Source organism: Algibacter luteus (assembly GCF_900141715.1).
GTDB lineage: Bacteria > Bacteroidota > Bacteroidia > Flavobacteriales > Flavobacteriaceae > Arenitalea > Arenitalea lutea.
On record NZ_FQYK01000006.1, the window covers coordinates 73,820 to 93,592 of the forward strand.

General features: G+C 32.4%; 19 protein-coding genes. 9 read left to right on the forward strand and 10 right to left on the reverse strand.

The window, feature by feature from the left end; all coding sequences use genetic code 11:
• Nucleotides 1-6: 6 nt before the first annotated feature.
• The 5 genes from BUA46_RS11960 to BUA46_RS11980 form a co-directional block, all read right to left on the reverse strand.
• Nucleotides 7-930: a mechanosensitive ion channel family protein gene (locus tag BUA46_RS11960; protein WP_019388119.1), complete on the reverse strand. Its 924-nt coding sequence runs from the start codon at nucleotides 928-930 to the stop codon at nucleotides 7-9.
• A 1-nt stretch (nucleotide 931) separates the two neighbouring features.
• The gene (locus tag BUA46_RS11965) at nucleotides 932-2,245 is read right to left on the reverse strand and encodes an ABC transporter permease (RefSeq protein WP_019388118.1); all 1,314 of its coding nucleotides are present in this window, start codon (nucleotides 2,243-2,245) and stop codon (nucleotides 932-934) included.
• A gap of 3 nt (nucleotides 2,246-2,248) precedes the next feature.
• A complete protein-coding gene (locus BUA46_RS11970; protein WP_019388117.1) occupies nucleotides 2,249-3,175 on the reverse strand; it encodes an ABC transporter ATP-binding protein in 927 nt (308 codons plus the stop codon).
• Between the two features lie 385 nt (nucleotides 3,176-3,560).
• Nucleotides 3,561-4,676 carry a molecular chaperone DnaJ gene (dnaJ, locus tag BUA46_RS11975; RefSeq protein ID WP_019388116.1) on the reverse strand — a complete coding sequence of 372 codons (1,116 nt, stop codon included), beginning with the start codon at nucleotides 4,674-4,676 and terminating at the stop codon, nucleotides 3,561-3,563.
• Between the two features lie 9 nt (nucleotides 4,677-4,685).
• The gene (locus BUA46_RS11980) at nucleotides 4,686-5,234 is read right to left on the reverse strand and encodes a nucleotide exchange factor GrpE (protein ID WP_019388115.1); all 549 of its coding nucleotides are present in this window, start codon (nucleotides 5,232-5,234) and stop codon (nucleotides 4,686-4,688) included.
• A 145-nt stretch (nucleotides 5,235-5,379) separates the two neighbouring features.
• Between BUA46_RS11980 and BUA46_RS11985 the strand changes: the two genes are divergently transcribed.
• Nucleotides 5,380-6,033 carry a YceI family protein gene (locus BUA46_RS11985; protein ID WP_019388114.1) on the forward strand — a complete coding sequence of 218 codons (654 nt, stop codon included), beginning with the start codon at nucleotides 5,380-5,382 and terminating at the stop codon, nucleotides 6,031-6,033.
• Nucleotides 6,034-6,151: 118 nt separating this feature from the next.
• On the opposite strand, the gene BUA46_RS11990 is transcribed toward BUA46_RS11985, so the two are convergent.
• The 3 genes from BUA46_RS11990 to BUA46_RS12000 all read right to left on the reverse strand — a co-directional run bounded on the left by BUA46_RS11990 (nucleotide 6,152) and on the right by BUA46_RS12000 (nucleotide 8,593).
• Nucleotides 6,152-7,060: a TIGR01777 family oxidoreductase gene (locus BUA46_RS11990; RefSeq protein WP_019388113.1), complete on the reverse strand. Its 909-nt coding sequence runs from the start codon at nucleotides 7,058-7,060 to the stop codon at nucleotides 6,152-6,154.
• A 160-nt stretch (nucleotides 7,061-7,220) separates the two neighbouring features.
• Nucleotides 7,221-7,904, reverse strand: a complete 684-nt coding sequence (mnmC2, locus tag BUA46_RS11995; protein ID WP_019388112.1) for a tRNA (5-methylaminomethyl-2-thiouridine)(34)-methyltransferase MnmC2 — start codon at nucleotides 7,902-7,904, stop codon at nucleotides 7,221-7,223.
• Between the two features lie 185 nt (nucleotides 7,905-8,089).
• Nucleotides 8,090-8,593, reverse strand: coding sequence for a DUF4920 domain-containing protein (locus BUA46_RS12000; protein ID WP_019388111.1), 504 nt, complete (start codon nucleotides 8,591-8,593; stop codon nucleotides 8,090-8,092).
• Nucleotides 8,594-8,686: 93 nt separating this feature from the next.
• Between BUA46_RS12000 and BUA46_RS12005 the strand changes: the two genes are divergently transcribed.
• Complete coding sequence (locus tag BUA46_RS12005; RefSeq protein ID WP_019388110.1) at nucleotides 8,687-9,754, forward strand: branched-chain amino acid aminotransferase; 1,068 nt, start codon at nucleotides 8,687-8,689, stop codon at nucleotides 9,752-9,754.
• A 50-nt stretch (nucleotides 9,755-9,804) separates the two neighbouring features.
• On the opposite strand, the gene BUA46_RS12010 is transcribed toward BUA46_RS12005, so the two are convergent.
• Nucleotides 9,805-10,191 carry a pyrophosphohydrolase domain-containing protein gene (locus tag BUA46_RS12010; RefSeq protein ID WP_019388109.1) on the reverse strand — a complete coding sequence of 129 codons (387 nt, stop codon included), beginning with the start codon at nucleotides 10,189-10,191 and terminating at the stop codon, nucleotides 9,805-9,807.
• Between the two features lie 505 nt (nucleotides 10,192-10,696).
• On the opposite strand from BUA46_RS12010, the gene BUA46_RS15255 reads away from it, so the two are divergent.
• From BUA46_RS15255 to BUA46_RS12040, 5 genes are all read left to right on the forward strand, one after another.
• Nucleotides 10,697-11,431 carry a LuxR C-terminal-related transcriptional regulator gene (locus tag BUA46_RS15255; RefSeq protein WP_019388107.1) on the forward strand — a complete coding sequence of 245 codons (735 nt, stop codon included), beginning with the start codon at nucleotides 10,697-10,699 and terminating at the stop codon, nucleotides 11,429-11,431.
• A gap of 16 nt (nucleotides 11,432-11,447) precedes the next feature.
• The gene (locus BUA46_RS12025) at nucleotides 11,448-12,242 is read left to right on the forward strand and encodes an alpha/beta fold hydrolase (protein WP_162129538.1); all 795 of its coding nucleotides are present in this window, start codon (nucleotides 11,448-11,450) and stop codon (nucleotides 12,240-12,242) included.
• Between the two features lie 137 nt (nucleotides 12,243-12,379).
• Nucleotides 12,380-13,948 carry a T9SS type A sorting domain-containing protein gene (locus BUA46_RS12030; RefSeq protein ID WP_019388105.1) on the forward strand — a complete coding sequence of 523 codons (1,569 nt, stop codon included), beginning with the start codon at nucleotides 12,380-12,382 and terminating at the stop codon, nucleotides 13,946-13,948.
• A 46-nt stretch (nucleotides 13,949-13,994) separates the two neighbouring features.
• On the forward strand, nucleotides 13,995-14,219 hold the full coding sequence (locus BUA46_RS15330; RefSeq protein WP_432416274.1) for a T9SS type A sorting domain-containing protein: 225 nt from the start codon (nucleotides 13,995-13,997) through the stop codon (nucleotides 14,217-14,219).
• Nucleotides 14,220-14,407: 188 nt separating this feature from the next.
• Nucleotides 14,408-15,733 (forward strand): DUF5723 family protein, encoded by a 1,326-nt coding sequence (locus BUA46_RS12040; RefSeq protein ID WP_019388104.1) that lies wholly within the window; start codon nucleotides 14,408-14,410, stop codon nucleotides 15,731-15,733.
• Nucleotides 15,734-16,161: 428 nt separating this feature from the next.
• Here BUA46_RS12040 and BUA46_RS12045 read toward each other — a convergent pair whose 3' ends face one another.
• On the reverse strand, nucleotides 16,162-18,201 hold the full coding sequence (locus BUA46_RS12045) for a dipeptidyl-peptidase 3 family protein (RefSeq protein ID WP_019388103.1): 2,040 nt from the start codon (nucleotides 18,199-18,201) through the stop codon (nucleotides 16,162-16,164).
• A gap of 185 nt (nucleotides 18,202-18,386) precedes the next feature.
• Here BUA46_RS12045 and BUA46_RS12050 point away from each other — a divergent pair, with 185 nt between their 5' ends.
• Nucleotides 18,387-19,406, forward strand: coding sequence for an SRPBCC family protein (locus BUA46_RS12050; RefSeq protein ID WP_019388102.1), 1,020 nt, complete (start codon nucleotides 18,387-18,389; stop codon nucleotides 19,404-19,406).
• Complete coding sequence (gene crcB, locus BUA46_RS12055; RefSeq protein ID WP_019388101.1) at nucleotides 19,406-19,771, forward strand: fluoride efflux transporter CrcB; 366 nt, start codon at nucleotides 19,406-19,408, stop codon at nucleotides 19,769-19,771. The genes BUA46_RS12050 and crcB overlap by 1 nt, the downstream gene beginning before the upstream one ends.
• The last annotated feature ends 2 nt before the right edge of the window (nucleotides 19,772-19,773 follow it).

Below are 19,773 nucleotides of genomic sequence, written 5' to 3' on the forward strand. Positions count from 1 at the left end.
CGATGTCTATTTTTTTATAATATGAATATCTCTTTGTGGGAATGGTATAGTAACGTTATGTTCTCTAAATAATCTATCTATTTCAAAACGAATATCGCTCTTAGGAAATTGTGCTTTAAAACTATCGTTTAATGTAAATACGATTTTAAAATTAAGTGAGCTGTCGCCAAAATCTGTAAAAACAACTGTGGGCTCTGGTGTACTAATAACCTCTGGATGTGCACTGGCTGCTTGAATTAATAACTTTTTTACCAATTGTACATCACTTCCATAGGCAACACCAACACTTACAGACTCTCTTGTGGTTGTGCCATTTTGTGTCCAATTAAATAAACTATTTTCTAAATATAAATGATTCGGAATAACCAACACCTTATTATCTATCGTTACAGCGCGAGTAGTTCTTAGTTTTATTTCTTCTACTCTACCAATTTTATCATCAATTTCAATAATATCGCCTACATGAACAGATTGGTCTACTAAAATAAAAATACCAGAGATAATATCTTGAAAAAGCGTTTGCAGCGCTAAACCAATACCAATTAATAGAGCTGCTGAAGCTGCAAAAATAGCTGTTACATTAATCCCTATAGAATCAAAAACAACGAGTAAAACGATGGTGTAAATTATCCATTTAGCAAACGAAAAAACGGTTGTAAATTTAACCTTATCGTCTTTAGGCATGTTTTTAGTTACCAATTTTCTAACCGACCTTAAGACGAATGTTGTTGCGATTAAGACTAAAGCAACCAATAATACATATTTTACCTTAAGCACAATATCGTGGGCTTCAGCACCTGTTCCGGTTGTATAATTAATAATTTTATATTCGAGAAACTCATTAATTTTCTCCCATAAAGAACTTTCAGTAATGACTTCTTCTACTTGTTGTACTTTATCTTCGATTTGATTTTTTACATTGTCTTGCATGCTAATATTTAATCCATTTAATTAATTCTTTGTAACTCGGTTTCTTACCATACATCAATATACCAACACGATAAATTTTTGCTGCAAACCAAACCGTAAACATAAAAGAGCCTATTAAAACTAATAAGGATAGTACCTGTTGCCAAATTGGAACACCAAAAGGAATCCGCATTAGCATAACCACAGGCGAAGTTAATGGTATAAATGAAAATACCGTTGAAACTGTACCGTGGGGATCTTCTATAACCGTAAATATACCAATATATACTGCTAAAATAAGTGGAAGCATTATGGGTAACATAAATTGTTGGGTATCTGTTTCGTTATCAACTGCTGCACCAATTGCTGCGTATAACGAACTGTATAATAAATAGCCACCAATAAAAAATAATATAAAAGCAACAATTAAATTAGTTAACGGTAAATTATAAAAACCTGTTAGAATATTTTGTAATTGTGCATTCACCTCCGGGTTTTCCATGGCTTGTTCTATAATTTGTTGCTGCGGCGTTTGCATTTGCGCCATATCAATTCCTAAAATCAATGACACTATACTCATTAATATAGAACCTAAAATTATCCAAATTACGAATTGAGTAATTCCGGCTAGCGACGTTCCAATAATTTTACCAAGCATGAGTTGGACAGGTTTTACTGAAGAAATTATCACCTCAATAATTCTACTTGTTTTTTCCTCAATAACGCTCCGCATAATCATGTTACCATAAATAATGATAAACATGAATAATAAGTAACCTGCTAAACCTCCAAAAATAAGTTTGATTACACTATCTGCCTTAGATGTTTTTTCACCTTCAAAACTTTCTTGATTAATTTCAATATTAACTATAGAAGCTTTGAGTTTTTCAACATCAATTCCTTCTTTTATCCTATTTTGAAGGGTTAACTCTGATTGAATTTGACTTTCTAAACCAGATATTAAAGTAAGAGATGGTGATTCTTCGGAATAGAATGTGATATTTTTTGATTCGATTTTTCCACCTGAAATATCTTCAATATGTAACAACCCATAACCATTAGAAATTTTTACTAAGTTTTTAGCGTCTTCCAAAGACATACTTTCTAGAATATTATACGATGTGTTTTTAGTACTCTTAAAAATATTTTTTACTAAACCAGATTCATCTAATATAGTTACTACTCTTACTTTATCACTATTTAACTGGGATAAATAGGCAACAATGGCAACAAATGCTATAACAATTAACGGGCTCAAAAAAGTCATTATAATAAACGACTTGTTTTTCACTTTCGTTAAATATTCACGTTTAATAATAAGTGGTAAGTGATTCATAGCTTAGTTATTCTTAACAGCTTTAATAAATATATCGTTTACACTAGGAATAAGCTCCACAAAATGAGACACATCGCCTCTTTCTGTTAGATAGCGCAATAACTCATTCGGGGTTTCATTTTCTTGAAGTTTTATATTGAGTTTCAACTCGTCTTCTAAAGTTTTAAAATTAGCTTTTGAAATACTAAATTTATCAGCTAAATCCTTTTCTAGATCATTTTGATTGTTGGTTCTAATTCCTACTTCATAAGTATTAATTTTAAATTGACGCTTTATATCAACCAAATTACCATCTAATATTTTATTAGATTCATGTATTAAAGCAATATCGTCGCATAATTCTTCAACAGATTCCATTCTATGTGTTGAAAATATAACGGTTGCGCCATTTTCGCGCAATCTTAAAATTTCATCCTTTATTAAATTAGCATTTATAGGGTCGAAGCCAGAAAAAGGTTCATCAAAAATTAACAATTTAGGTTCATGAAGCACAGTAACTACAAATTGAATTTTTTGTGCCATCCCTTTAGAGAGTTCTTGAATTTTTTTATTCCACCAATCTCCAATATCTAGACGCTCAAACCAATATTTTAATCTTTTTTTTGCTTCAGCTTTACTCAATCCTTTTAATTGGGCCAAATAAATACACTGCTCTCCAACCTTCATTGATTTATATAAGCCACGTTCTTCAGGCAAATACCCTATATCTTCAATATGCTTTTGACTTAAGCTTTCACCATCCAAAAACACCGATCCAGAATCTGGCATTGTGATTTGGTTGATTACTCTAATTAATGTTGTTTTACCAGCACCATTAGGGCCTAATAATCCAAAAATACTACCTTTTGGTATTGAAATAGACACGTCATTCAATGCCCTAAAATCGCCAAAATACTTGGAAACACCGTTTACTTCAAGTAAGTTATTCATGCAAATTTTTTAATTAACTTCTAAATGGTAAATATATTAAATGTTGCCTAAGAAGTTCGGTGCTTTCAGCAATAATTATTTTTAATTAGTAAGACATTTATTAAATTTTTTAAGTGAACCCGATATACATTCAGGTTAAATTCTACTTACATTTTCTTGGCTTCCTAAAATTGAGTTTTACTTAAAAAACAAAACCCACCCTTAATAAATTAAGGATGGGAAAAAAATTGCTATGAAAAAGAAAAATTACCACTAAATAAATTTAGTGATAGTCAAATATAGTTTTTTTTTCAATAATAATAGCAAAACTATTAATTATCTTCACTTTTTATGCAAAAAAAAATCCACTATAAAAGTGGATTTTCATGCTGTATGACCCGTTTTCTTAAGAAAACATATCTTTTACTTTTTCAAAGAAAGACTTATCTGAACTTTCAGGTTTCGGTGAAAAATGGTCGTCATCTTGCATCGATTCAAAAAAGTCTTTTTGTTGTTTATTTAGTGTTTTGGGCGTCCAAACATTAACATGAACTAACAAATCGCCTTTACCATAACCATTTATGCTTGGTATTCCTTTTCCGCGTAATCTTAAAATTTTACCAGACTGTACACCGGCTTCAACCTTTATGCGCACTTTACCTGTTACGGTATCAATTTCTTTTGAAGTCCCTAAAACGGCCTCTGGGAAACTTACATACAAATCGTAGTGTAAATTATCGCCCTCGCGTTGTAATTTTTCGTGAGTTTCTTCTTCAATCACTACAATTAAATCTCCTGAAATTCCATTTCCTGGTGCTTCATTTCCTTTACCAGAAACTTTAAGTTGCATACCATCAACTACACCTGCAGGAATTTTAATTGATACTGTTTCTTCGGCTACTTTCAAGCCTTGTGCATCTGCATCACTTGGTTTTTTATCAATAGTTTGTCCTGCGCCACCACATACATTACAAGGTGATGATGTTTGCATTCTACCTAATATTGTATTCGCTATTCTGGTAACTTGCCCAGAACCATTACATGTCGAGCAGGTTTTATATGTTGTACCTGGTGCTTGAACTTTTCGTTTTACCTTAACTTTCTTTTCAACGCCATTAGCTATTTCTTCCAAAGTTAGTTTTACTCGAATACGTAAGTTACTCCCTTTTACTCGACGTTGGCCACCGCCACCGCCAAATCCAGAGAAACCACCTCCAAAGCCACCACCAAAAATATCACCAAACTGACTGAATATGTCGTCCATATTCATACCACCGCCACCAAAGCCGCCGCCATTCTCGAAAGCTTGATGACCATATTGATCGTAACGCGCTTTTTTATTATCGTCGCTTAGAACTTCATAAGCTTCAGCTGCTTCCTTAAAATTCGCTTCTGCTTGTTTATCATCTGGGTTTTTATCAGGATGAAATTCAATCGCTTTTTTTCTGTAAGCTTTTTTTATTTCGGCAGCACTTGCGCCTTTACTAATACCTAATATTTCGTAATAATCTCTTTTAGCCATGTCTTAATTTTATTGCCCTATAACTACTTTTGGAAAACGAATTACTTTCTCTCCAAGAAGGTATCCTTTTTCTACGATGTCGATAATTTTTCCTTTTAAATCATCGCTTGGGGCAGGTATTTGTGTGATTGCTTCATGGTTATCTGCATTAAAGGCATCGCCTTTGTTAACTTCCATTGCTTTTAAACCTTTTTGCTCTAATGTTTTTATTAATTTTTGATAAATTAACAACACGCCTTTACGTAATTCTTCAGCTTCTTTATCTTCTTCAATATGAGTTAATGCGCGCTCGAAATCATCAAGAACAGGTAATAAGGTTTTCATCACATCTTCACTAGCTGTTGAAAATAACTCAATGCGTTCTTTTGATGTGCGTCTTTTATAATTTTCAAATTCTGCAAACAAACGTAAAAACTTATCTTTTTCTTGTTTCAATTCAGCTTCAAGTTTTTCTTCTTTGGTTTGCTCTTCAGTTACTTGCTCCTCAATTTCAACAGTTTCTGCTTGAGAAGTTTCAACTTGTTCCTTATCAATATTCTTCTTATCTTTTTTACTCATAGTAAATTCAAATTTTCAATCTTAAATTTAGTTGGCAAAAGTACTGCCAATATTATAAAAATGTCATAATGTCATTAAAATTATTTTAATTTTTTTTTTGAAAGCGAATGACTAATTTTACAAGCCAACACTAAAAACAATTAAAATGAAAAAGAATTTTGTAATTATTTTATTTATTTCAGCATTTACATTTGCTGTAACATCCTGTAAAGACAAGGCAAAAGAAGCAACGACTACAGCAGCCGAGGCAGTTGAAGAAGTTGTAAACGCAGAAGCTTACACGGTTAACAAAGACGCATCAACAATTGCATGGAAAGGGTTTAAACCTACGGGAACGCACACTGGCACCATTGCTATTGAAAATGGGGTGCTTGATGTTTCTAATGGAAACATAGTAGGTGGAACTTTTTTAATTGACATGAACTCTATAGTTGTAACCGATATTCCTGCTGAAGACGAGAAAAACGCAAAATTAACTGGCCATTTAAAAAGTCCAGACTTTTTTGATGCCGAAAAGTATCCAAGTGCAGGATTTACAATAACTGGTTTAGAAGAGGTTGAAGGAAAAATGATGCTTTCTGGTAATTTATCTCTTAAAGACGCTAAGAACAATGTAACATTTCCAGTAAGTGTAACTAATGAAAATGGTGTGGTTACTTTAACAAGTGAAACGTTTACCATCGACAGAAGTAAATGGAATGTGCAATACGGTTCTAAATCGTTTTTTGATAATTTAGGTGATAAATTTATTAACGACGATATTGAATTAAAGGTTTCTGTTTCGGCTGCAAAGTCTTAATTGATAGAACAACCTAATTGAAAAACCATCTTGTAAAAATAGGATGGTTTTTTATTTATATACCGATGAGCATCGTATGAAAAAAGTAATAATCCTGCACTAAGCTTTAACGCGAATATTATTTACCCAACAAATCTGTCAATGCTGGTTCTAGATAGTTATACTCAAAATTAAACCCTTTGTTTTCGATTTTTTTAGAACTTACACGTTGACTTTCAAAGAGTAGAATATGCATTTCGCCCAAAATCAATTTCATAAAAAACTTAGGAATATTTGGCATAAATAAAGGCTTGTTTAATACACTTGCCGCCGTTTTGGTTAACTCTAAATTAGAAACTGGATTTGGTGCTACCGCATTATAAACACCAATTAAATTATTTTGTAATACATACATAAATAAGTTTGCTAAATCGTGAATATGAATCCACGATTGCCATTGCTTACCGCTACCAAAAGCAGCGCCTACACCAAACTTTATTGGTTTTACAATTTCTGTAAGTGCGCCACCTTCACTGGAAAGCACCAAGCCTATTCTTATTTTTGAAACACTTATGGATAGTTTAGCAAACTCATCGACTGCCTGTTCCCAAACCTCAACTACGTTTCCTAAAAACGACGTACTAACTTCTTGATGAGATTGGTCGTAATAATTGGTTAATGAGTCTGGATAGATACCAATTGCACTTGCCGATATTACTTGTGTAACTTTATGTTTATTATGCTTAAGCGCATCAACTAATAAAGCCGTAGTTTGGGTTCTACTGCTTAAAATTGCTTTTTTATAACTAGGTGTCCAACGTTTTGAAACCGTTGCGCCTGCTAAATGAATAATGGCATCAACATCTTTGATGCACTCAACATCAATTTCGTTTGCTTTTGGATTCCAATAAAATCCTTTATAATTTTCTTTTTGAACAATTTTAGATTTACTTGTTGTTAAGTAATTTACTTGAATGTCTTTTTCATGACAAAGCTTTACAATTTCTCCTCCAATTAATCCGGTTGCTCCAGTAATTAAAACTCGCATTTACTTTTTTTTATAAAGTTACGAAATGGTAAGAGGCTTATTGAAATTTTATATTAGGTTTAACACAGTGTAGGAAGAAGATGCAAGTTTCAAGCAGGAAATTAAAAATTATCACTTGCCTTAAATTCTTCTACCCCAAACTGAGAAAGAATACGGCAAATTATTTGGTAGCCCTTAGCATTTCGCGTTTACCTGGAGGCCCAGGAAGTCTTTCTACTTTAAACCCAACGGCTTGCATTGCTCTACGCACACTTCCTTTGGCAGAGTAAGTTACCAAAATGCCTTTTGGCTTTAAAGCCTTGTACATTATTGTGAATATTTGCTCTGTCCATAAATCGGGTTGTACCCGAGCTCCAAAAGCATCGAAATAGATGATATCGTGTGCTTCGTAATCATTAATTTTTGAAAAAAATTGTTTTCGTTTTATTAAATTGAACGCATCATTAATTTGATGTTTTTCTTCCCAAGTGACTTTATGAAGGGTTTTAAAAACTTCAGATTTGTTTTCTGCATTTAAAGTTTCGATATAATTTAATGCTTGAATTTCAGCTGTTGAAACTGGGTAAGCTTCTACCCCATTATAATTGATGTTTAGTTTTAGTTTTTCGGCTTCTAAAAGTGTAATGAAGGCATTTAAGCCTGTACCGAAACCGATTTCTAGTATGGAGATGTTATTACCATATTCGTCACTTTGTTTTGGATGACAAAAATGATGCAAACCAGACTTAATAAATACATGATACGCTTCTTGGATTGCCCCGTGTTTTGAATGGTATTGTTCGTTCCATTCTGGGATGTGAATGGTTGAAGATCCATCGGCGGTAATAATAATTTCGCGCTTCATGTGTTGTTTATCTATAATTGAGTTGATTTTATTTTGAACTAAAAGCTGTCCATTATTGATTGACCCCGCGTTAGGGATAGTAATGGAAAGCCCACAGCGGAGGTACGAAGCGAGGACTTGTAATGTATAGCCCGACCCTTGTGGTAACCTGCCTGCCGGCAGGCCGACGCCCAAAAAATTATTTTTTACTGTGCTACTAAAACACCATCGGCCTCGAAGGAGTACGTGCGTTTAGGCTCTGTAATACTTGCAATTTCTTCGGGGGTTTTACCAGCATCTTCGGCATAATGGCGCTGCTCGTCTACAGAGACTTCTTGTATAAATGCCTTACCATTAATAATAACGGTTTTGCCTGAAATGTCTTTTGGAACGAAAAACCCATAGTCTTTAAATTTTACCATTACCTCATTTTCGTCGTCTAACTGTAAACGCATCCAACAGCCTTTGGCTTGACAAACGTCGTTTACTTTTGCTTTTATTTTTGAGTCGATGCTATCGCCTACATTCAAGGTTTTATAATGGGTTGCCATAGAGCTCGCTGCAATGGCATCTGTGGCAATAATACTTTTACCGAATGAGGCGTATTCTATTTTTTTTTCTTTTGGGGTAGTTTCTGTATTTTCTTGAGCATTGTTTTTGCAAGAAATTAACATAAAAACTGATATAATTAATAATGTAACTGATTTCATAACACTAAAATTTCAATTTTAAACGATTTATGTAAATATACCGCTTTTTTAAAAACGATTTTCTTTAAATTTGTCTCTTAAAATAACAAGACTATGAATACTATTATCAACAACATAGCGATTGAAAAAGCTAAAACTTCGAAAATCAATGAAGTAGATTTTGATAATTTGAAATTTGGACATGTTTTCTCTGACCACATGTTGGAATGTAACTATAAAGGTGGTAAATGGCAAACTCCTGTAGTGAAGCCTTACCAACCTATTGTATTGGATCCTGCTGCTAAAATTTTTCATTACGGGCAATCTGTTTTTGAAGGCATGAAAGCTTATAAGGATGTCGATGAGAAAGTCTGGTTATTTCGTCCGTTAGAGAACTTTAAACGTTTGAATATTTCATCGAAACGATTGGCTATTCCTGAGCTTCCTGAAAGTTATTTTATGGATGGTTTGAAAACGTTATTAGAAGTTGATAAAGATTGGATTCCAAAAAAAGCAGGAAGTTCGTTATATATAAGACCGTTTATTTTTGCTTCAGGAAATGGCTTTCATGCATCGCCAGCAGATGAGTATAAATTTATAATTTGTACTGCACCATCAGGGGCTTATTTTGCTGGTGAAGTTAGAGTTTTAATTGAAGAAAAATATTCGCGTTCTGCTAATGGTGGTGTTGGTTTTGCCAAAGCTGGTGGTAACTATGCAGGACAATTTTACCCAACACAGTTAGCTATAGAAAAAGGTTATCAACAAGTGATTTGGACTGATGATAATACCCACGAATATATTGAAGAGGCCGGAGCTATGAATATTTTTGTGCGAATTAATGATACATTAGTTACCGGACCAACTAGTGATAGAATTCTTGATGGTATTACCAGAAAGAGTATTATTGAATTGGCTAAATCTGAAAACATCCCTGTAGAGGTTAGAAAAATAACGGTTAGTGAAGTTGTTGAAGCTGCTAAAAATGGCTCGTTAAAAGAAATGTTTGGTGCAGGAACTGCTGCTGTAATCTCTCCTATTTCTGGGTTTGGTTATAAAAATGAAGATTACGAATTACCAAAATTTGATGATACTTACGCTAGTTATTTAAAGAAGCGTATTACCGATATTCAAACTAATAAAGCAGCAGATCCTTTTGGATGGCGCTACGAAGTTAAGTAATAAAAAAGCAGCCAATTGGCTGCTTTTTTTATATATAAATTATTTGGAATCTATTTGTCTAAAATGGCTTCAATATTTGGTTTGAAATAATTTGGACCTTTTAAAACTTTACCGTCTTCTCGATAAATAGGCTTTCCGTCTTCACCCAATTTACTCATGTTACTGCGCTGAATTTCTTCAAACACTTCTTCAATTTTATGTTGCAAACCATGTTCGATGATTGTTCCACATAAAATATACAGCATATCTCCTAACGCATCGGCGACTTCAACTAAATCATTATTATTGGCTGCATCAAGGTATTCTTCATTTTCTTCTCGCATTAACTTATACCGTAACATGTTTTTTGCGAGACCTAAATCTGCTTTAGGAGTTTCTCTATGACCTATTTTAAAAGCGGTATGAAATGCTTTTACAGCTTCAATTTTATTTTCCATCTAGTTGATTTTTAGTTGTTTAATTTACGATGCGGTTTAATTTTTTTGGAACATTCTTATTTCAAAGTAAATCCTATCTTGATTTTGCTAAATTTGCAATAAAAATAACTATATGTTTAGTAAAGGTCAAATCATTTTTGGAATTATATTTTTTTTGGTGTTCGCTACTATAATTGCATACACTTACCGAAAAGATTTAAAAATACATAAGCGCTTTTATGCTGGTAGCGTTTGGATATTAATTGCCTTTATTTCATTTATATTATTTATTTCTGCTATTAAGTTTTTCTTTAAGTGAGTTAATTAAAACGTCTATTTTCATCAATTCCTAAAGTATGAAGCCTTATTTCGGTTTTTTATGCTTTTTATCTAGGATTTAGCTTTTAAAAATTTGGTTTCTCTATCTTTTTAAATTAATATGCATATGTGATATGTTTTGATATTTAATCTTAAAAATAATTAGCAAACCCTCCTAAAACATCTACTAAAAATAGTGTCTTAATTAATGATTAAATCCAATCGGAAATTTATAAGCGAAATTACTTCAAAATTAAAAGAGTTAGACTATCATAAAAATGACTTTGAAAACATCGACAACTTCCCTCTCAATTCAAAACAATGTTTGTATGTTATTGACTGGCAAGATGGAAAAGTTTCATATCAAAAAGATATTGACAAACTTTTAGGATACCGTGCAGATGAATTTAATTTAGATACCGTTCTAAGCATTGCCCACCCTGATGATTTAAATCTTATAAAAAAAATTACTCAGGCAGCGGTAAGTCATCTTATTAATAACATATGCTTGAATTTGGAAAAAAGTTCTCTTAATCTTACTTACAGATTTAGAAAAAAAGACGGTTCGTACGTTAAATTACTGAGACAGTCTTCCCTTTTTGAAGCCACCAAAAACGGTAAGCTAAAAAGCAACTTATCACTATTAACCGATATTTCATTTATTGATAATTCAAATACGGTTCATTGGGAATTTAATGCCCCACATATTGAACAAGAAGCTTTTAAACAAGAAATTTATAAGGAGTTCAACTCATTTTTTACTCATAGAGAAATTGAAGTTATCAAATTAATTTCAGATAAATTTAGCACTAAAGCTATCGCCGATAAACTTTATATAAGTGAACATACTGTGTACTCTCATAGAAAAAATATTCTTAAAAAAAGCAATTGCCATAATGCTGCAGATCTTGTTGACTTTTGCTATAAAATTGGTGTTATTTAAATATGTTTTATTCCATATGAAAAACAAAACTCAGATAATAAATAATTTAAAAATAGCGTATTTAGATAATGAAGTAAATTCAAATATTGCTATTGTTTTTATTCATGGAAATTCACAAAGCTCTAAAAGTTATGCCTATCAATTAAAAGATGATTTATTAAACAATTTCAGGCTCATTGCATTGGATTTACCTGGTCATGGAGATTCTGATTCAGCAACAAATTACACGTTACCACTATTTACTAATACAGTTGTTGGTTTTTGTGACAGTTTAAAACTCAAAAACTTTGTAATAGTTGGACATTCTTTAGGGGGACATTTTACTATACAATCCTTACCTAAATTAAAAAATTGCATTGGTGTATTTATTATTGGTGCTTCACCACTAAATATCCCTTTAATTATTGAAGATGCTTATTTGCCAAGTGAATTGATGGCTTTACTATTTAAAAAAGAATTGACTAAAACAGAAATCAACCAATTTGCTACCAGCATAACAACCAATACAGTTTTAATAGAAAATGATATTAAAAATACTGATGCAAAATTTAGAGAACATCTAGCGGTTTCTATTGGAAATGGAGAGATGCACAATGAAGTTGATATTCTAAAAAACGCAACGGTACCAATTGCGATGGTATTTGGTATTAATGATTCATTGGTCAATACAAATTATGTGGCTAATTTGACTATTCCAATGCTATGGAACGCACAACTTATTTTTATTGAAAATGCGCTACATTGTCCGCAATTGGATTCTCCAAAAGAGCTAAATGCCATATTAATAGATTTTATTGAATCGATAAAGTAGTTGATAATAGCAGAAAAACACTTTATCGATATATTTTTTGACTCAAAACCAAAAAATCCCCAGTATTGGGGATTTTATTGTTTCATATCATTCATTATGTTTGAATAGCTATTAATTATTCTATAAAAACTCTCATTATGAAACAATTATTACTTTTTTTTACATTACTAATTTTTACTTCTTTCAATTTACAAGCGCAAATATTATGGCAAAATACTATTGGAGGCAATACTTTTGACGATGTTGAAGATGTTATAAATACTTCTGATGGGGGTTTTTTAATAATTGGTGTTTCAGAATCTAATATTTCAGGAGACAAAACTGAAAACTCTCGAGGAAGTAGTGACTATTGGATAGTTAAAACCAATAATCTAGGAGTTGTTCTATGGGATAAAACTTTTGGAGGCAGCGGAGAAGATTTTCCAGTGTCGGCCATTGAAACATCAGATGGCGGTTTTGTTATCGTTGGAGATTCTAACTCAAACATGTCAGGTGATAAATCTGAAAATTCAAAAGGCGGTTTTGATTTTTGGATAGTAAAAATCAATAGTGCAGGAACAAAACTTTGGGATAAAACTTTTGGAGGTTCAGATGATGAGTATGGAGTTACCGTACGCGAAAATGCTAGTAATGAACTTGTTATTGCTGGCGATTCGTTCTCAAATATATCAGGTGATAAATCTGAAAATTCACGAGGATTTACAGATGCTTGGATTATAAAAACTTCCAGTACTGGAACTTTAATATGGGATAAAACCCTTGGTGGTGATGCTGATGAAGAGCTAATCGGGATAGAACTTACCGCAGATAGCGGTTACATAATTGGGGTTATTGCAGAATCTGGAATTTCAGGAGATAAAACAGTCAATACCAGTAACAATGAAGATTATTGGGTCGTAAAATTAAGTAGCACAAATACCATTGATTGGCAAAAAAATTATGGTGGCACCTCAACTTCTGTTAGTGCACTTTCAACACTAATTAAAACTTCTGATGGAGGCTACCTTTTAGCGGGAGATTCAGACTCAAACATTGGTGGTGAAAAAACCGAAGACACGAATGGCGGAACTGATTTATGGTTTATAAAAACAGACAATACAGGTACCATACAATGGCAAAATACTATTGGCGGATCGGATGATGAATATACGCCCTATGGTTTTGAAAAATCTAGCGGAGGTTATGTTTTTGCTGCCGAAACTCTATCCAACATTTCGGGTGATAAAACCGAAAACAGTGCAAGCAATGATATTTGGTTAATAGAACTTGATAGCAATGGCAATTTAATTGCAGATAAAACTTATGGAACCAATTCAACGGAATACCCCGAACAAATATTACAAACCAGCGATGGTAATTATGTCGTTGTTTCAACTGTTGATGAATTATCTGGCGATAATACCGAAGCTCCAAATGGCGATACTGATTATTGGCTTTTTAAAGTCGATAAAAGCACCTTGTCTTTAAATTCAATTACAAGTGATTTAAAAATCAATATTTATCCAAATCCTACTGAAGCTTATTTAAATATTATTTCAAAAGCAGAAATTGATTATGCTGAGATATTCGATATAACTGGGAAATTAATCTCAAAAATTGAATCACCAAATAAAGCAATTAACATTTCAGAATTATCAAAAGGCATGTATTTGATTAAATTATCATCTCAAAATAAGACTGTGACAAAACGCATTATTAAACAATAAGCCAGTATACAACCATTCATCGATAAACTATCTTTACACAAATAAGATTACTTTTTATCCAAATCCAACTTCTAATATTTTACATATTAAATTAAATAATTTAGAAGCTGATAAAGCCATATTATATGATCTTAGTAGAAAACAGATATTAGATATCGAACTAAAAACCAATATTACAATTGCAGATATTAGCAAACTGAATTCAGGCATTTATATTTTAAAAATTAAAACTACCAATAACTTATTTGTAAAACGAATTGTAAAAAAATAAATTAAACAGTTAATTTAAACTACTATAAATTTTTTCGATGTAAATTTAGAAGTCAAGCTTCGAATGCGCCAACAATATATTTAACGCGAAAACCCTTACTTCGGTTTTATTTGCTTTATATCTAGGTTTTAGCTTTGAAAAAATTTAATTATTTAGATTGTTGCAGCTATTAACCAACCAATTAAAAAATGAAGAAATTAAAACTATTAATTACGCTATTGCTTTTTAGTACCATTTTAACAAATTTAAAAGCCCAAAGCTATGTTGGGTTTGCTGTTGATAATTACTCAGGTGTTCATTCCTTAATTTCTAACCCCTCAAACGTCGTAGATTCTCGACTTAAAGCTGATATTAATATAATTTCTGTGAGTGCTTTTGGAGGGAGTGATTATTTTGGTATCGACGTTAGCAATATAATTAAATCTGAAGGCAGTATTGATATTGAATCTGATACTGAAAAATTCCCATCTGATGCCAATAACTTTTTTTTAAATGCTGATGTTTTAGGTCCTTCCTTTATGTTTAACCTGTCACCAAAAAGTAGTATAGGTGTTGTTAGTAGAGTAAGAGCCTTTTTCAATTTGAATAACATTAGCGGTGAGTTGTACGAAAACATATCTGATAATTTTGATATTGGTGAAGATTTTGATTTTAATTCTGAAAACTTAACTGGTACCATTCATGCTTGGGCAGAAGTCGGATTAGTATACGGGCGCATTTTAGTTGATAATGAAAACAGCTTCCTTAAAGGAGGTGTCACTTTAAAATATTTACAAGGTGCTGGCGGTGTGTTTTTAAACAGCCCAAACTTTACGGGACAGTATAATGCAACTAATGAAACTTTAACTACTACTGGAGAATTGCAATATGGTATTAGTCAAGATTTTGATAACAGTGACATCGACTTTTCAAACTTAACTGCTGGTTTCGGTGCAGATGTTGGGTTTACTTATGAATTTAGACCAAATGTGGATCTTGATTCTGTAACTAGAAAACACAACAAATACAAGTTAAAAATTGGAGCTTCAATAACAGATATAGGCTCTATTGATTACAAGGAAAGTGTTGTCACAACCTACGATTTAAATGCTACAGCCGATGCTTCAACTTTCAATGAAGACACTGAAGAATTTTTAGATAATAATTATACCAGTAGCGAAGAAACCATTGCACAAAAAATTAATTTACCAACTGCTTTTCACTTTTTAGCAGATTATCACATAATGAATAAACTTTATATTAGTTTACAGACTAATTTATCGTTGGTTAAAAAGAATTCAACCCACAGCAATAATATCATTAACTCTGTAACATTGGCTCCTCGATTAGAAACAAAATGGTTTAGTTTATACTCGCCTGTAAGCTTTAGAGAATATGGTGATTTTGCATGGGGTGCAGGCTTAAGATTTGGCCCATTAATGATTGGTTCTGGCTCTATGTTATCAAACTTACTTTCAGACTCATCAAAAACCACAGACGCCTATATTGGGCTAAAAATTCCATTATATCAATAATAATCCATTTATAGATTTCTTAAAATCCATAATTAGTTTAAAGAAAACATAACATTGGACAGCAAACGATTTTAGTTTAAATAATTCATCAAATGAAACACCTGGAAAATTATTAAATCAAACTTGAGTTACTTGTGAAAGTGAGGCTCATTCAATACTCTGTTTTATAAAACTTTAAGAAGTAAATAATAATTAAAAACCAAGAATAAAAGCAAGCCATTTCAATGAGTTAATAAATTATTGATTTTTGACGCAACCATTTTTAAAAGATTGCATCTAGTATATACTAAACCAAACTAAAAAATGAATATTTTATTAATTGTTTGCGCTCTCGTAATAGTCAATCTAATTTTATTAGTTTTTAGTGTAAACAACAAAACAGAACCTTAAAAAAGATTCTGCTTTTGTTATTCCATTTATTTCAATATTTAATTTACCTCTGGTAAAAAGCTATATTGCTCGCTGTAGTTTAGCATTTGTCCAGCAAATGTTTCTTGTTGCGTTACTTTTACATCTGTAATTTCACCTTCATCATTTTTTTCTGCAACTAATACAGGGTTGACAAAACCGCTATAAGGTGCCGATGTGAATTGCTTGTTTCGTTCTAAAACTTCAGCATGTATGGCTTGATCTACTTTCACGCCGTAACCTTCAACCAATTCCTCAACTGCTGCATAATCGCCCTCAGATTTTATGCGTTGGGTTTCTCTTAATAATTGACCGAAAAGTTCATGGAGTTTTTCATAATCGTTAATATTAAAATAGGTTTTGCCATCTCGGGTTACTTTTTCTATGACATTATCTTTTAGCCCCTTTTCATAAACCCAAGCAGAAATCCATTGTCTGTTTCGCATGTGAGCTTCTTCAACATCATCACCTAGATTTAAACGAATTAACTGCATCATCAATCCATTACGGATGTACCCATCATAAGTAGCTTTTCCAACCGCTTTCCAGTCATCAACCAGTCCTAATTCTTGCAGTTTTGGGTTATACAAATAATATAATGCCACTAAATCTGCTCGTCCTTCTTCTAACGTGGAAGCGTAATTTTTTAGCGTTTCTTTAGTTTCGCCAACACCAGGATTTAACTGACCCGATGCATGACCAATCACTTCGTGTAATGCTGTGTGTAACTTGTCTCCTGACTGACCATATTTTTCTTCCAATTCAAATTCTTCATCATCATTTACAAATTCTTTTAATCGTCCGGAGCTTGAAGCATTATTATAAGCATTGGTTATATTTCCTAATGAAACCGATTTACTACCTACAGCAGCACGAATCCAGTTGGCGTTTGGTAAATTCACGCCAATAGGTGTACTTGGTGAAGCATCTCCAGCTTCTCCAGCTACATTAACCACCTTATAAGTTACACCCACAACGTTTTTCTTTTTATGAGCGTCCATTAATGTAGAATTGTCTTCAAACCATTGTGCATTATCAGACAACACCTTCATTTTCTGTGACATATCAAAATCATTAATTTGTACGATATTTTCATAAGAACCTCTGTATCCTAAAGGGTCATTATACACTTCTATAAAACTATTGATGTAATCAATATTACCTTCTGTTGCTGCTGTCCAAGCAACATTGTAATCATCCCAAGTTTGTAAATCACCAGTTTTGTAATAATCTATTAACAGCCCAAGAGCATTTCCTTGCGCTTCATTTTCTGCCACACCTTTTGCAAATTCTAGCCATTTTACAATTTCATCAATGGCTTGCCCGTAAAGTCCGCCCGACTTATACACACGCTCTTTTAAAACACCGTTTTCTTTTACTAGTTGTGAGTTTAAACCAAAAGATAAAGGCTTTTTAGGGTCTGGAGATTTTTTTGCTTTATAAAATGTTTCAACATCTGCATTGGTAACATTGGGTCCGTAAAAATTCACAGCAGAAAGTGCTACATTATCTACACCTTTAGCTTGATTAACCTTTTTAGCATCTTCGTTATTAAAAATAACATCAAAGGCTTCACCTTTTAAGGTTGTTTTAGTTGAAGTTAATAACTCCTTCAAATAATCTGAAGAAAATTCGGGTTTTAACTTGTCATTTGAATAGTGGTGGTGAATTCCATTACTAAACCAAACACGCTTTAAATACGTCTCAAAAGCCTTCCAATTTTCCGAAGTTTTATCACCATCAAAATTCGTATAGATGTTTTCTAAAGCTTTTCTTATGGTTAAATTATGTCTGTAATTTTGATCCCACATAATATCTCTTCCTGATAATCCTGCCTGAACCAAATAATAAACTAATTTTTTCTCCTTAATTGTAAGTTGCTCCCAACCAGGAACTTGGTATCTTAATATTTTAATATCAGCGAACTGCTCAACGTTATGATCAAACGCTACAGATTCTTTTGATGCCAAAATATCACTATCTTTTTGAGATTTCTCATTACCACAGGAGAACAAAATTGTGGCAACAAATAATAAATTTAATATAGATTTTAGTTTCATTGTGATTAAATATGTTTTAAATTATAAATAAAAAAACGCTTAAAAAAGCTCTTAAATTATTGATAATACGAAAATATTACGTTTTAAATATTAATTATCTATTATCAACACAACAAATGTAATAATTTATTAATCGAAAATTAAAAATGATTATCTTTGATTTGTAAATAATCAAACAAAAAATAATGAAAGCTCTCAAATACATTTTATTCTTATTACTCATAGTTATAATTGGTGTAGCTATATATATTGCAATTCAACCTAACGAGTTTGAAGTGAGCAGAACTAGAACGATAAAAGCACCTGCACCAGTTATTTATAACAATGTCATTGATTTTAAAAACTGGGAAGCTTGGTCGTCTTGGGTGGAAGCAGATCCAGATATGCAAATAATGCTTTCTGATCAAACTCAAGGTGTTGATGGTTCTTATTCATGGGAAGATAAGGATGGCGTAGGTACGATGAAAAATATTGCTACAACTCCAAATAAATCCATCACACAACAAATGCAATTTGCCGATTTTCCACCTTCTGATATTTCTTGGGAGTTTAATCCAAATGAAGACCAGACAACAGATGTTACCTGGACCATTTCAGGAAAAGATTTACCGTTTGGATTTAAGGCCTTTGCAACCTTTACTGGAGGTATGGAAAAACAAATTGCACCACATTACGAGCGTAGTTTAGAGAAATTAGATAGTATTGTTGTTGCCGATATGAAAAAATTTAGTGTTACCGTTGATGGTGTTACCGAACATAGCGGTGGGTTTTATATATACAACACTGTATCGTGTAAAATCCCAGATATGCCAGCAAATATCGAAAAAATGATGCCTAAATTAGGTGCATATGCCATTGACAATAATATTAAGATGGCTGGAGCTCCTTTTAATTATTATCATAAGTGGGATGAAGAAAATAATACAACCATGTTCTCATGTTGTATCCCAACCATTAGTAAAATTATTTCAACTGAACCCGATATTCTAACTGGTCAGTTAAAGCCATTTAAAGCACTTAAAACAACTTTAAAAGGTGATTATTCTAATTTAAAAGAAGCTTGGGAAGTTGCTATGAAATATATTGAGGATAATAATTTAGTACAAGATGAAAATGGTCCTGCTCTTGAAGTGTACACGAACGATCCTATGCAACATCCAAATCCTGCCGATTGGACAACCGAAATTTATTTGGCATTAAAGTAATGAAGCAACTGTTTTTAGTTTTTGTTGGTGGCGGATTTGGAAGTGTGTTACGATTTATACTCGGGAAATATTTAAACAACGCTGAAAACAGCTTACCATATGGTACTTTTTTAGCCAATATAATAGGAAGTTTACTTATAGGTATTATTCTCGGTTTAGCGGCTAAAAACAATACCTTATCACAAAGTCAATCCTTACTTTTAGCTACGGGTTTTTGCGGCGGTTTTACAACCTTTTCAACTTTCGCTTATGAGAATCATATCTTTTTAAAATCTGGCGATTTTACAAATTTTGCCATATATACCATAGCTAGTTTCGTTATCGGTTTTTTAGCAGTTTTTCTAGGAATCTTTTTAGTGAAATAAAA